At 60.1% G+C, this 14,446-nt stretch carries 6 protein-coding genes; 2 read left to right on the top strand and 4 right to left on the bottom strand.

Going from position 1 to position 14,446, the window contains the following annotated elements; genetic code table 11:
* The first annotated feature begins 185 nt into the window (after nt 1–185).
* Nucleotides 186–1,949, top strand: a complete 1,764-nt coding sequence (locus AC1DUP_RS27475; RefSeq protein ID WP_113300752.1) for a glucan ABC transporter ATP-binding protein/ permease — start codon at nt 186–188, stop codon at nt 1,947–1,949.
* A gap of 124 nt (nt 1,950–2,073) precedes the next feature.
* On the opposite strand, the gene AC1DUP_RS27470 is transcribed toward AC1DUP_RS27475, so the two are convergent.
* Both AC1DUP_RS27470 and AC1DUP_RS27465 read right to left on the bottom strand, forming a co-directional pair.
* The gene (locus AC1DUP_RS27470) at nt 2,074–2,313 is read right to left on the bottom strand and encodes a hypothetical protein (RefSeq protein WP_477835834.1); all 240 of its coding nucleotides are present in this window, start codon (nt 2,311–2,313) and stop codon (nt 2,074–2,076) included.
* 186 nt (nt 2,314–2,499) lie between these two features.
* Nucleotides 2,500–3,270 (bottom strand): 2-keto-4-pentenoate hydratase, encoded by a 771-nt coding sequence (locus AC1DUP_RS27465; protein ID WP_477835832.1) that lies wholly within the window; start codon nt 3,268–3,270, stop codon nt 2,500–2,502.
* Nucleotides 3,271–3,473: 203 nt separating this feature from the next.
* Between AC1DUP_RS27465 and AC1DUP_RS27460 the strand changes: the two genes are divergently transcribed.
* Nucleotides 3,474–4,439 (top strand): magnesium and cobalt transport protein CorA, encoded by a 966-nt coding sequence (locus tag AC1DUP_RS27460; protein ID WP_113300755.1) that lies wholly within the window; start codon nt 3,474–3,476, stop codon nt 4,437–4,439.
* 91 nt (nt 4,440–4,530) lie between these two features.
* Here AC1DUP_RS27460 and AC1DUP_RS27455 read toward each other — a convergent pair whose 3' ends face one another.
* Nucleotides 4,531–5,754 carry an OpgC family protein gene (locus AC1DUP_RS27455; protein ID WP_477835829.1) on the bottom strand — a complete coding sequence of 408 codons (1,224 nt, stop codon included), beginning with the start codon at nt 5,752–5,754 and terminating at the stop codon, nt 4,531–4,533.
* 99 nt (nt 5,755–5,853) lie between these two features.
* Nucleotides 5,854–14,373: a glycoside hydrolase family 94 protein gene (locus tag AC1DUP_RS27450; RefSeq protein WP_477835827.1), complete on the bottom strand. Its 8,520-nt coding sequence runs from the start codon at nt 14,371–14,373 to the stop codon at nt 5,854–5,856.
* Nucleotides 14,374–14,446 lie beyond the last annotated feature (73 nt).

Genomic DNA, 14,446 nt, shown 5'->3' with positions numbered 1-14,446 from the left:
GTCGCGATGTATGCCTAAGCAACAATTTCAAAACCATGGTCATTTATCGCACTTTACGATCGCGCCAGACACGCGAATTTCGAAGGCGGATTCCAAAACTGAATATCCTGTTAATCGTCGGTTCAGGTAGATTTTCGTAGCATCGCACCATCCCGTTTTTCGCAGATGCAAAAAGAGGTTCCGACGTGTCATTATTCAAGGTCTATGCAAGGGCTCTGCGCTATCTCGGCGCCTACAAGCTCCGCGTATCCCTCGTCGTTATCGCGAACATCGTATTGGCGGCCATCACCATTGCCGAGCCGATCCTGTTCGGCCGTATCATCGATGCGATTTCCGGCAAGGGTGAGGTCAAGCCAATCCTCATGATGTGGGCCGCCTTTGCGGTCTTCAACACCATTGCCTTCGTCCTCGTGGCACGCGAAGCCGACAGGCTGGCCCATGGCCGTCGCGCGACGCTTCTGACGGAGGCATTCGGCCGTATCATCTCCATGCCGCTCGCCTGGCACCATCAGCGGGGTACGTCCAATGCGCTGCACACGCTGCTGCGCGCCTGCGAAACCCTGTTCGGCCTGTGGCTGGAGTTCATGCGCAACCATCTTTCGACGGTTATTGCGCTTGGCCTGCTCATCCCGACCGCCATGTCCATGGATCTGCGTCTCTCCGCGGTCCTGATCGTGCTCGGTATTGCCTACTGGCTCATCGGCCGTGTGGTCATGAGCCGAACCAAGGACGGCCAGGCTTCGGTCGAAAACCACTATCATACCGTCTTCGGCCACGTCAGCGATTCCATCAGCAACGTCTCGGTGCTGCATAGCTATAACCGCATCGATGCCGAGACACGTGCGCTGAAGTCCTTCGCCGACCGTCTGCTGCAGGCGCAGTATCCGGTGCTCGACTGGTGGGCAATTGCCAGTGCGCTGAACCGCATGGCTTCGACGATCGCCATGATGATCGTGCTCGTCATCGGCACCTTGCTTGTCCAGAATGGCGAACTGCGCGTCGGCGAGGTCATCGCCTTCATCGGCTTCGCCAATCTGCTGATCGCCCGCCTGGACCTGATGCGCCAGTTCGCCACGCAGATCTTCGAGGCCCGTTCCAAGCTCGTAGACTTCTACGCTCTGGAGGATTCCGTTCGGGAGCGCGAAGAGCCGGCTGGCAACGGCGAGATCAAGGACGTCAAGGGCGACGTCGAGTTCAGTGACGTTTCCTTCGGCTTCGCCAATAGCTCGCAGGGGCTGCACAACGTCTCCTTCAAGGTGAAGGCTGGCCAGACGGTTGCCATCGTCGGCCCGACCGGTGCCGGCAAGACGACGCTCGTCAACCTGCTCCAGCGTGTCTATGATCCGCAGGGCGGCAAGATCCTCGTCGACGGTGCGGATATCAGCAAGGTCACGCGCAAGTCGCTGCGCCGCTATATCGCCACCGTCTTCCAGGATGCCGGCCTTCTGAACCGCTCGATCAGCGACAACATCCGCCTCGGCCGTGAGAATGCCTCGGAAGAGGATATGCGCCGGGCCGCCGAAGCCGCCGCCGCGTCCGACTTCATCGAAAACCGCGACGAGCAGTACGACACTCATGTCGGCGAACGCGGCAACAAGCTCTCCGGCGGTGAACGTCAGCGTATCGCGATCGCCCGCGCCATTCTCAAGGATGCCCCGATCCTGGTGCTGGACGAAGCGACCTCCGCGCTCGACGTCGAGACCGAAGCCCGCGTCAAGGCTGCCATCGACAACCTGCGCCAGAACCGCACGACCTTCATCATCGCTCACCGTCTCTCGACGGTCCGCGAGGCGGATATGGTGCTGTTCCTCGACAATGGCCGCATCGTTGAGCATGGCAGTTTCGATGAACTTAGCCACTCCAACGGTCGCTTCGCCGCCCTGCTGCGCGCCAGCGGCATCCTGACGGACGACGAAGTCCGCAAGGCCCATACGACCGAAGCCGCCTGATCTGCGTCGCAAGGACACGATGAAAAGCCGGAAGGGCACCGCTCTTCCGGCTTTTTTGTTGCGTGGGTTTCCCTGGGATCGCCGTGGGCAGGCCCGCTTGTCATTCTCGGCAAGAAGCGATCCTCTAAGCCGCTTCCGTATAGACCAGATCAGACGCAAGGATCCATTCGCCCTGTTTGAGCGACATGACATCCAGCCTGCCGCGGCCGTCTCTGGCGGCAACGCCGACAAAGCGATAGCGGCCACCGTTCCGGTCGATGACCACGGCAGAAATCGGTTTGCCGCGAAAATGACCGACCACAGGGCCTTCTGCCTTTGCGATGTGGAGCAGAAAATATTCGTGAGGGACGTTCCGGCTGACCATCAGGCACGCCCCTCGCGCCGGATGGCCAGGCCGACAGTCGTCATCGTCCCTCTCTGCATTGCGGCATCCCGAGGATTGGCTTCAACCGGACCCGGTTTGCGGCAAAACGATTTCGTCCTCTTGATCTCGACAATGAATGGCTTTCGCTGCGGCCTCATAATCTGTCCTTTCAGTTTGAAATGCGTGTCACGCAAAGATGCATTCGACCTGTCCAAGTGGTCCGAAATCGGCCGCCAGATGTTGGCCGGGCCAGACCTGAAGGATGGTCGTGCACGATCCCGTCGCGACGATATCGTTAACTTGAAGCTGGCTGCCGTTCGCCGAAAGCTGGTCCGCCAGCCACACGACGGCATTGAGCGGATTGCCCATGACCGAGGCCGATCTCCCGGCAAAGACCGTCTGCTTGAACAGGAAGGTAGTGATGTCGATGCCGGCGAGATCAGCTGATGTCATCGCACCGGCATGATCACCGCAGATGGTTGCGACATGCAGGCCGAAATCGGCAATCGCTGCTTTGTCTCCCATGAAGACCCGCCGCGTGCGTCGTCCGAGGATGCCGATAGCAGGGCGGCAATTGAGCACCGCGTCGGCGGCAGTGGTGAGGTTGAGCGGCTCGCCAGCGTCCGGATAGGACCGCAGCATCGTGAAGACCAGTTCGCACTGGACACCAATCGTGCCCTGCGGCAGCCGGAATTCCTTCGTGCCTGCAAACAGCGCGGAGGCGGGAATGTCGGAATAAATCGGCCTTGCAAGACCGAGAGTGCGGCGAGATTCCTCGCTCGTTCCGACAAGCGCATAACCCTTGCGTTCGAAACCCAGCGCGTCCTGCGCAGTCGCCTGTATGTCATAGGCCTCGCGATCGGAGGAAATCAGGTCGAGTGGCAGATCGCAGAGTTCGTTGTGCCGACGGCTTTTGGCAAGGATATCTGCTGTGGCATCCTTGAGTTCGAAGTACATCCTCGTGCTCCCTATCATTGGCGTTGCCTTTGGGAGCAAAAATGGATCGACACACGTAGCCATTCCATTCGTGATGGGCGGCTAAAAAATCAAAATCTCATAGTGATGCGCGAGGTCTTGTCGTTCCGGCCCGGGGCTGCACATTCCTCCTGGAGCGCCGCGAGATGACCGGGATCGCAGACGCATGATCGAGCGGAGTGTAAATGAGCATTGTTGCCTCGTACTTGTACCGCGATGGTCAGCGGGCAGGATCCTTCGACATCGAAACCGGCACCGTACCGGCGGGAAAAAACGAGTTTGTCTGGGTCGGCCTCCACGATCCGGAGGAACGAGAACTCTTTGCTCTGCAGAAAACCTTCGGTCTCCATCACCTGGCGGTAGAGGATGCCCTGAACCCCAGCCAGGTTCCGAAGCTCGATATCTACGACAAGCAGCTCTTCCTCATCACCAAGACCGCCCATCTGGAGGACGACGCTATCGAATATGGCGAGACAGCGATCTTCGTCGGCGACAATCATGTCATCACCGTCAGGCACGGTTCCGATCGCGGTCATGGCGCCCTTCGCAAACAGCTCGAAGCCGCACCCGAGACGCTCAAGAACGGTCCCGACTATGTGCTTCACGGCGTGCTGGATTTCATCGTTGACGGCTATCTCCCTATCGTCCAGGCGATCGAGGATCGGGTGCTGGAGATGGAACGGCGAATGCTGGATGCCTTCCTCAGCCGCGAGCAAATCAAGAGGCTCTTCCAGTTGAGGCGCCAGATCATCCGCTTCCAACGCGTACTCGGACCCATGTCGGAAGTGTGCGGGAAGCTGGTCCATCTCGATCTGCCCTGCATCGATAGCGAGACGCGGAAATATTTCCGAGACGTGAACGATCACATCAGGCGCGTCGAAACCACGACTGGCGGGCTGAAGGACGTCATCACCTCAGTCTTCGAAGCCAGCAATCTATTGGAACAGCAGCGGCAAGGCGTGATCACCCGCCAGCTCGCAGCCTGGGCTGCCATTGCGGCAGTGCCGACCGCCATCGCAGGCATCTACGGCATGAACTTCGCCAACATGCCCGAACTGAAGACGGAATACGGCTATTACGTCGTCATCGCCGTCATTTTAGGCCTGTGCAGCATCCTCTTCTGGCGATTCAGAAAATCAGGCTGGCTTTAAAGTTTGTACAATCAAAAGCCGGGCCCGCATTAAAGGAAAGCCGGCTGCCTCCTCGGCCGCCAGCTTAACAATATCGTAAAGACGTCGTTGCCTATTGACGCTTGCCCTGGCTATCCATCGCGCGATTGACGCGAACCGGCACCGGAACGGCGCCGCCGGCGAGAGGCCGAGCCTTCTCTTGCTCGCGTTTATCTTCCAGGTAATAGGCATAGGCGAACTGTACCGCGATGCCGACAAGTACGAAGATCGGGCCGATGATCTGGTCGCGATTGGTGATGTAGAGCAGCACCTGCCCCGCCATCGCAAGGATGGTGCCGGCGACGAAGATGTTCAGCGAGTGCCTGCCGAGGATCGTCAGTGGGTGATCGGCCGAGCGGCGAAAAGCCTGCGATACGACAGGAATATTTATCACCAGATAGGCGAGCGCCAGCACATGCAACAGGCGTGGCAGCGACAGGAAGGTCTTGTCGAAACCGGTCAGCACCGCAGGCAGGCCGAGAGCTGCAAGATAATTTCCGAGATCCCAGAGGTGGGCCGTAACCCAGACAAACGAAAGCACGACATAGGCCAGTGCCAGCGCGAAAAGCAGCGGATGCCGGGGGAGCGTGCCGCCACGCTTGACATGCATCATCGAGACGATGCCGATCGTGAACAGGAACTGCCAGGAGAAGGGGTTGAGGAACCAGTCTCCCTCGAACAGCATGTTCTGCGGCGCAATCTGGTAGATGCCCGCAAGCAGCCAGACCGTACCGGAGACGGCAAGCGCCAGCAGCGTGCTTCTCTCGTTCAGAAGCAGGATCAACGGCACCATCAGCATGAGCGCGCCGTACATGGGCAGGATATTGTTATATCCGATCTGATGACCGAGCAGGAGCAGCGCCGGAACGCCCTCCTTCAGATTCATAAGCACCGCCAGAATGTTGATCTCGACTAACAACCCCGGCCGGTGGAACAGCCAGGCCCCGCAGATGAAGAGCGCCAGCGTCACGAAGGTGGTGATCATATGGGCGAGGTAAAGCGTAAAAGCGCGCTTTGCCGCCTTGATCGCCATTTCCAGCCGCTTGCCCGCCTTGAAGCGCGAGCCGTAAGCAAGGCCGACCGCAATGCCCGAGATCAGCACGAAGGCTTCCGCGGCGTCCGAAAAGCCGAAGTTCTTCGTCGTAATATATTCGAAAATCTGCCCCGGAACGTGATTGATGAAGATCGTGATGAGAGCAAGACCACGAATCACATCAAGCCTCGTGTCACGCTTGGACGCCGCCACTGATATGGAGTTTCGTTGGGCGCCAATGGCTTTGGTCGGCATACCTGCCATGGTGTCTCTCCTGTTATCCGTTTTGCAAACGCTACGCCGGCCAAAAGGGTTCCCCCTTTGGCCGCGCGAATCGCCGGAAAGTCAGCTTGGAGATTGCTGTTATCCGACCGGATATCCCTCGTGGGGATTGGCGACTTCGATGCCGTCGATTGACAGAGTGTAACCGTCAGCATTGGACGCTTTTGAGACCGAAATGCGGTATTTGCGTCCACCGCGTTCGATCTCTGCCGCAAACCCGTCCCAATTGGAAGGAAGCGACGGGCGAACGTATAGTTTTCCACCCTTTAGCCGGATACCGAGAATGCCTTCTACCGCCGCGCGGTAGAGCCAGCCGGCGGAGCCCGTGTACCAGGTCCAGCCTCCGCGCCCGACATAGGGCTCTTGTCCGTAGACATCGGCCGCCACGACATAGGGCTCGACGCGGTACCGTTCGGCTGCCGCCTTGTCCAGCGAATGGGTGATCGGATTGAGGATCTGGAAGCAACGCAGGGCATCATCACCGCGTTTCAATTCGGCCAGCGCCATGACCAGCCAGGCCGAGGCATGTGTGTATTGGCCGCCATTCTCGCGAACGCCGGGCGGGTAGGCCTTGATATAGCCGGGATCCCTGGGCGACTTCTCGAAAGGCGGCGTGAAGAGCCGGATGATCCGCGCGTCTTCATCCACCAACTGATCGAGCGCCGCATCCATCGCCTTGGTAACTCGCTCTGGATCGCCTTCGCCTGACAGGACGCTCCAGGACTGAGCGATCGAATCGATCTGGCATTCCAGACTTTCCTTCGAGCCGAGCAGCGTGCCGTCGTCGAATGTGCCGCGGCGATAATAGCCACCATCCCAGGCCGCGCTCCCAAGCGCTTTCTTGAGCTCGACGAGATGCATCTTCCAGCGCTCGGCGCGGTCCTTGTCGCCCCGCTCCTCAGCATAAGGAATGAAGGAGCGCAGCGCGCCGGCAAGGAACCAGCCGAGCCAGACACTCGTGCCCTTGCCGTCGATGCCGACGCGATTCATCCCGTCATTCCAGTCACCGCCGAGAAAGAGCGGCAGGCCGTTCGTTCCCTTGCGGCCAATGGCAAGATCGAGCGCCAGCGCGGCATGCTCGTAGACGCTCGCCGTATCCTCGGAAATCTCGGGCTTATAGAAGGAATCATGCTGGCTTTCCAAAAGAGCCGGGCCTTCGAGGAATGCCAGCTGCTCGTCGAGCACGCTCTTGTCGCCGCTGACGTTGCAATAATGATCGATCGCATAGGCGAGCCACACGACATCGTCGGAAATCATGGTGCGCACGCCGGCGCCCGTTCCCGGCAGCCACCAGTGCTGCACGTCGCCCTCCCGGAACTGGCGCGAGGCGGCATTGATGATCTGGCCTCGCGCGATGTCTGGCTGCTGCAGCACGAAGGCCAGCGTATCCTGCAACTGATCCCGGAAGCCGAAGGCGCCGCTCGCCTGATAAAAGGCGGTGCGGGCCATGATGCGGCAGCCGAGGCTCTGGTAGGGCAGCCAGGTGTTGACGAGATTGTTCATGCCGTGATCCGGCGTCGAGATCTGCAGCTTGCCGATGAATTCCTGCCAGAAGCCCCGGTTCGCCTGCACTGCATCATCGAACGAGCCCTTTCGAATATCGGCAAGCAGGGCGCGCGCCTCCTCTTCTGTGGGCGCGTCACCCAGGAGGAAAGTGACCTCATGCTCTTCGTCGGCACCGAGCTCGATATCGATCGCAAGGATAGCTGCCGGATCGCCGTCGAGGTCCGCGGAGCCCGAAAGAGCAGCTGATGCAGTCACTGCGACAGGCGCCTCAATCGTTCCGGTCTTGCCGATGAACTCGCGACGGCTTGCCGAGAAGCTCGAAATCGGCTCGCTTGCGGCAAAGAAGGCAGTACGGCCCGAATAGTCGATACTGTAGGGATTTGTCGCAAACAACGCCCCTGTCTCCTCGTCACGTTTCGACAGGATGAAGGAAGCGGTCTTCTGTGGATTATTCCCAAGGACCCATTCGACATAGGCGTAGAGCCGGAGCTTGCGGCCTGCCGAACCGGCATTGCGCAGGCGCAGCCGCTGCAGCTTTACCGGCTTCTCGCGATGCACCGTCTGCGTCACTTCCAGCACGATCCCGTCCTGCGTGCTGGAGAAGGTAGAGTAGCCGAGACCGTGGCGTGCTTCGAAACGAATGTCGTTGCGGCGGGAAAGCGCTGCAAATGGCGTCATGATCGCACCACTTTCGCGATCCGCTATATAGAGGGCTTCGCCGGAACGGTTGATGACTGCATCGTTCGACCAGGGGGTAAGCTGGTAATCGCGCGAATTGACGCTCCAGGTGAAACCGGCACCTTCCGCCGACACATGGAAGCCGAACCGGTCGTTCGAGATGACATTGATCCATGGCTGCGGCGTCGCGTGTCCGCCCGGCAGGCGCACGACATATTCGCGGCCGTCGCGGGCAAAGCCACCGATGCCATTCCAGAAGTCGAGATCGCCTTCCTCCTCGATGGCAACGGTCTGGATAGCCGGCGCCGACAGAGGCTGTAAGCGCTTGACTGGCGTCATCGCGCGCTCGGCCCTTTCGGCGTCCTCCGGTTCTTCCTTGACGGGCGTAGACAGCATGAGGGCGCGATTGATCTGATCGATCACCTTGCCATTCTTGGCATGCAGCGTCACGCGCGAAGCGGCGATCAGCGCCTGATAGGTGTTGTCTTCCATCAAGTCCTTGCGGACCGCGAAGATATGCTGGCGCAGCCCGTCAGCCTGGCCCATGCGGCGCACGCCCTCACACATGGCGTCGAGCGCGTGCTGCATATCCTGTGCATAGGAAGAGGCCCGTTCGTTCATGATAACGAGATCTGCAGTCACGCCGCGTGAACGCAGATATTCCTGTGCCAGCAGTGCTTCACGGGCGATTCCGAGATCCATGTCGTCATCGATGCGCAGCGTAAAGATCGGGAAATCGCCCGAAATCGCCAGTGGCCAGAGCGCAGACTGCGATTGCAGGCCGGTGCGGACGACGCCATCGTCGCCACGAAGCTGCATGTCGGGATAGACAAGGTAGCGGCCGAGATGCTGGAAGGCGGCCGCCTGTCGTGAGCTGACACCGACATGGCGCATCTGCACCTGGGTGCGCGTCCAGGCCTGCACGAGTTCATGGCTGAAAGCGTCCGGATGGCGATAACGGTCGACGGCCTTGTCCACCTCGGCACGATCAGGTGCTGCGATCGTCCAGAAGATCACGCTGACCCTCTTGCCGGCCGGCACGCGCACCCTGCGGCGAAGCGACAGGACGGGATCCAGCGTAAAGCCGTCGGTGCCTGAAAGAGTCATGCCTGGATCGAAGGCGGCGGCGTTCGCAAGGCTGCGGCCACGGCCGAGAAACTTGCGCCGCTCGGTTTCGAATTCCGTGTGGCGCGTATCGCCGGCATTGTCGACGATCAAATGCGCGATGTTCATGTTCGCTTCGTTCGGATCGCGCTTGTTACGCTCGGCGCGGACGACGTCGCCACGCTTGTCGATCTCCGTCCTGACGAACATGCGGGCGAAAGCCGGATGCGCATTGTCCGTATCGTCGGATGTTATGACCGGCTCGAGGTAGGAGGTCACTTCAATGAAACGGTCTTCCGCGCCCATATTGAACAGTGTCAGGCGGCGGGCTTCGGCATCATGCTCGGTGGCGACGATGCATTCGACCTCGCTCATGAGATCGCCGACTACCTTGCTGAAGACGGCCTTCTCGTCAGCGAATTCCACCCAGATCTTTTCGCCGTCGACGCTCTTCGGTTCCGCGGTTGCCGACCACCACTCGTTGGTCACCGTATCGCGCAGGAAAATGAAATTGCCCCAGCGGTCTTCGGTAGGATCGGGCTTCCAGCGGGAAACGGAAAGACCGTTCCAGCGGGCATAACCCGCCCCCGTCGCCGTCAGCATCAGGGAATAGTGGCCGTTCGACAGGAAAACGAGCTCACGGTCGCGCGATACAGGATCGGCGATCTTGCGGATGACAGGCCGCATCAATTCGTCCTGGATGCTGGCGGGCGTATCGGATTCATCCTTGCCGCTCATGACCGGGATGTCGCGCGGCGCTTTTTCCTGTAGCAGCAGTTCGGCCGCTTCGATGACCGGATCGGCGTGGAAGAGTTCGCGCAACATGCCGTCGAAGGCGACGTTGGCGACAGCCGCAATCGACATGCCATGGTGGTGGGCATAGTAGTTGTAGACCACTGCACACTTCTTGCCGTCAGGTACGCGTGTCGGCGTGAAGTCGACGGCGTCATGAAAGCCGAACTTGCCGAGAGCACCGAGCTTGCGAAGCCTCTGGAGGTTTTCAAGCGAAGCCTCCGGACGATACTGGCTGGCGAGCAGCGAGGCATAGGGCGCGATGACGGCATTGTGGCCGAGACCGCGCTTAAGGCCGAGCGTCGGTACACCGAAATTCGTGTACTGATAGTTGAGGTTATGGTCGCGGGCATTGAAAGCCGCTTCCGAGATGCCCCACGGCGTACCAAGCTTGCGGGCATGATTCATCTGTTCGATGATGACGAGATTATTGGTCTGGTTGAGAATGCCTCCGCCGCGCTCCTGCATGACGAGCGGCGGCATCAGATATTCGAACATCGAGCCGGACCAGGAGACCAGTGCCCCGCGCGAGCCGACCGGCACGACCTGGCGACCAAGCTTGTACCAATGCTCGGTCGGCAGGTCGCCCTTGGCGATACCGAAGAGCGAGGTAAGCCGGCATTCTGAAGCCAGAAGATCGTAGCAGGCCGCGTCGAGCTCGCCGCTTTCCACACGGTAGCCGATCGACAGCAGGCGGCGCTCCGGGCGGTACAGGAAGGCGAAATCCATTGAAAACGCCAGATCGCGGGCCTTGTCGCGAAGCGCGGCCAGGCGGGGGCGCAGCGCATCGATATTGGAAAGGTCGAAGGTACTATCGGAAATGTGTGCCTCGCAGACCTTGACCAGCGAGGCCGCCCACAACGTGACCTCTTCCGTCTGCTTCGACTTCACCTCGTGATGCAGGTTGCCTGCAAGGTTCTGGATGTCGCGCGCCAGGACCGCAAGGTTGATGACACGGATCGAGGCAAACTCGTGCTCGCGCTTGACGGCGGCAAGTGCATTCTGGAAGCCGGCGATACGCTCTTCGAGACGGCGGCGCAACGGCCGCACGGTCTTGCGGTCGTCAGGCAGGTCGGCCAGAACTTCATCGAGAATGCCGGCCGTGTCGCCAACGCCGTCGAGGTTGCCCTGGACATGTGCCGAGGGGGCTTCCGCCCAGTCGCGGCAAGCTGAAGAAATGGCAATCAGGTGGCCGGCGAGATTGCCGCTGTCGACCGCCGAAACGTAGCGGGGCCCCAGCGTCTGCAGCGTATCGGTGTGATACCAGTTGAAGAGGTGGCCGCGGAACTTTTCCATACGGTCGACCGTGGCAATAGTCTGCTCCAGGCGCTCGATCGTCTCCTCGAAGGAGAACCAGCCGAAATGACGCCCGGAAATGACGGACAGGAGATAGACGCCAATATTTGTGGGCGAAGTACGCGCCGCTACGATGACATGGGGCGTTTCCTGCACGTTGTCAGGCGGCAGGTAGTTCTGCTCCGCCGTCGTGAAGATTTCGAAGTAGCGCCAGGTGCGGCGCGCGATCTTTCGCAACTCGCTGGAGACTTCATCCGGCACGTCAAGACGATCTTCCGTTTCGGCCGACTGGCTTACATACCAGGCGACGGCGGGCGAAAGGATCCAGAGCAACGCGAAAGGAATGCCGACGAGGAAGGCGTCGTTACCTGACAGCGCCGCGAAACCTATCGCCAGGACCGCAAGGACCGGCGCATGCCACATCGCTCCATAATAGGAGAAAATGGTGCCCTGCTTGCCCGCCTGGACGCTGGCCGCGGTACGCCACTGGAGCATCAGCTTGTGGCTGACGAACAGGCGATACAGCGAACGGCTGATCGCATCCGTCATCATGCAGACAGTGTCGGCGATGAAGATGATACGCAACGCCACCTGCGCATTGGCGGCCGTGATATCCAACCAGACGTTATGGAGATGAGCGCTGGCAACAATATCGCTGCTACGTGGAATGATGCCATTGATGAGCGACAGGGTGGGCGCCACGAACAGGCAGAAGATCAGCAGAATCTGCCAGATCAGCGCGCCGAACGGCTCCATCAGATACCAGCCGAGCACGGAAGCGAAGAACCAGGCGATCGGTGTCAGCGATCGGCGCAAATTGTCAAACATCTTCCAGCGACCGAGCGCGGTGACGCCGTATTTCGGATTGAGCATATAGGGCAGGAGCTGCCAGTCGCCGCGGGCCCAGCGATGCTGCCGCGAGGTCTCGACCTCGTAACGAACCGGGAAATCTTCGACGAGTTCGAGATCGGTGACGAGCGCGCAGCGCGCCATCGAGCCTTCGAGAAGGTCGTGGCTGAGGACCGAATTCTCCTCAATGCGGCCTTTCAGCGAAGCCTCGAAGGCATCGACGTGATAGAGGCCCTTGCCGGTGAACGTGCCCTCGCCGGCAAGATCCTGATAGACATCCGAAACCGTGAAGACATAGGGGTCGAGACCGCGGTTGATCGAAAAGACGCGCTGGAAGACCGACGCATCCTTGCCCGTCGTCAGCGACGGCGTCACCCGCGGCTGCAGAATGCCATAACCGCTTTCGACACGACCAGTTTCCGGGTTGATGACCGGGCGGTTGATCGGGTGACAGAGCTTGCCGACGAGCTTGGTGACGGTATCGCGCATCAGGCGGGTATCGGCATCGAGCGTCATGACGTACTTGATATCGGCAGGCACGGTGTTGGCGCCTGGCAGGTAGGTCGTGTCGCGGTCGCCGCGCAGCAGCAGGTTCAGCTCGTGGAGTTTGCCGCGCTTGCGCTCCCAGCCCATCCATACGCCTTCGGATGGATTGTAGAGGCGGCGGCGATGCAGAAGATGGAAGCGCACCCTGCCGTCATAGGCATAACGGGCTGAGAGATTGGCAACCTCACGGCGGGCATATTCCAGCACTTCCAGATCAGCGGAGCTTTCCTCCACATCGCTGTCGGGCCAGTCGCTGAGCAACGCAAAGTGGATTTCGCCGCGCGGATTGGCGAGATAATGGACCTCGAGATTGCGCACCATCTCGTCCACGCTGTCGCGATTGGAAATCAGACAAGGCACCACGACGAGCGTACGCGCATCCTCCGGGACACCCCGCTTGAACTCATAGCCGACGAGCCGCGCCGGCGTGACGAAGAAGGAGAGCACGGTATTGAAGAGGCCGCTCGCACCTTCCGAGGCCGGCAAAGAGAACAGGATGAGCAGCAGGGCGATTTCAATCGGTGCCATTCCGGCATTGGCCATGAACCCGCCGACAACAGCCATGGCGATGATGGTGATCAGCGCGACCGGAACGGCGATCGCCATCCAATTGAACTTGCGTACGGCGCGGACGACATGCTGCGGCAATGTTGGGCGGTAATTCGCGCGCGCTTCGAGTTTCAGACGTTGAGCACCCGTAATGAAGCCGCCGATATCAGGCTCATGCGGTTGCGCCTCGCCGGAATGCCTGACCTCAGCCACCATGTCGACGGCGAGCTGGGCGATTTGCACCTCGCTCAACGGCGAGCGCCTGGCAAGCTTTTCGATCTGTCTGCGATAGCTGTTGCGCGAACCGGAGTCGAGGTCGCCGTAGTCGGACTGATCCCAGAGCAGCCTGTCGACATGGCTGACCTGCTCGACCCAGACCGACCATTCCGCATCGTTGATCTCGCGCAGACTGCGGATGATGTTGCCCATCGTGACATTGCCGGCGGAGAGGCGGCTATGCTCCGCCATCGTCACTTCTTCGCTATCACGCCCGAGCTTTTCTAAGCGCTCGTCGAGCCAGGAGATCGCCAAGCTCGATGTCTGCGAGCCGTCACGCATGCGATAGAGGAATTGGGTCGAGAAGGTGTTGTCCTCGGCAAGCTCCTCCAGCGTCTTCAGGTAGGCCGCAGCCTTTGCCGTGTCGGCAAGGCGCACCAGTTCATCGGCCGCCTCATTGGCACGGCGACGCATATGGCGGCTACGCTCGACGCGGCTCGAAATACGGCGAAGGTTTTCAACCAGCACGTAGCGCACCAGAGACGGCAGCGCCCAGAGCTCACCGATCTTGAGAGTTTCGTGCTGTTGGAAACCCTCGACCAACGTTGTCAGGCTTTCCTGCGACATGGTGCCGTGGGTATGGGCAACATAGAGCCAGGCAAGCACGAGCGTGCGCGGGACCTCGACACCGCCAACCTTCATCAGCGGGAGCTCGAGGTAGAATCGGCGCGGGAAGTCGCGGCGGACTTCCTGAATTGCTTCCTCGACGATGTAATGGTTGTCGAGCAGCCATTCGGCGGCTGGCGTGATCGTCTCTCCGGCCTCGACGTCGGTCGCGGTCGTGCGATAGACGCGCAGGATTTCCTTCTCATTCTCCTTGTGGCGCGCAAAGAAATCGAACGGTGCGAAGCCTGGCAGTTCACTCACGGTGCGACAGGCGACGCTTTCACCCATGACCCTGATGTCCTCGTTGGACAGGTAGGTCGAACGGATCGAGTCACTATGGTCGATCTGCTTCTTCTCGGGCGCGCGCGACAGGCTCGGAGACGGACTGGAAATGGCCATGGGTTCGGTTCTGGATCCAAAAAAACACTATGATTTTAGCTAGGTTCTGCACTGCTTGTGATGACTCTCGCAT

The sequence above is a fragment of the Rhizobium sp. 01L419 genome (assembly GCF_056400025.1).
This window is presented reverse-complemented; position numbering and strand designations above follow the sequence as displayed.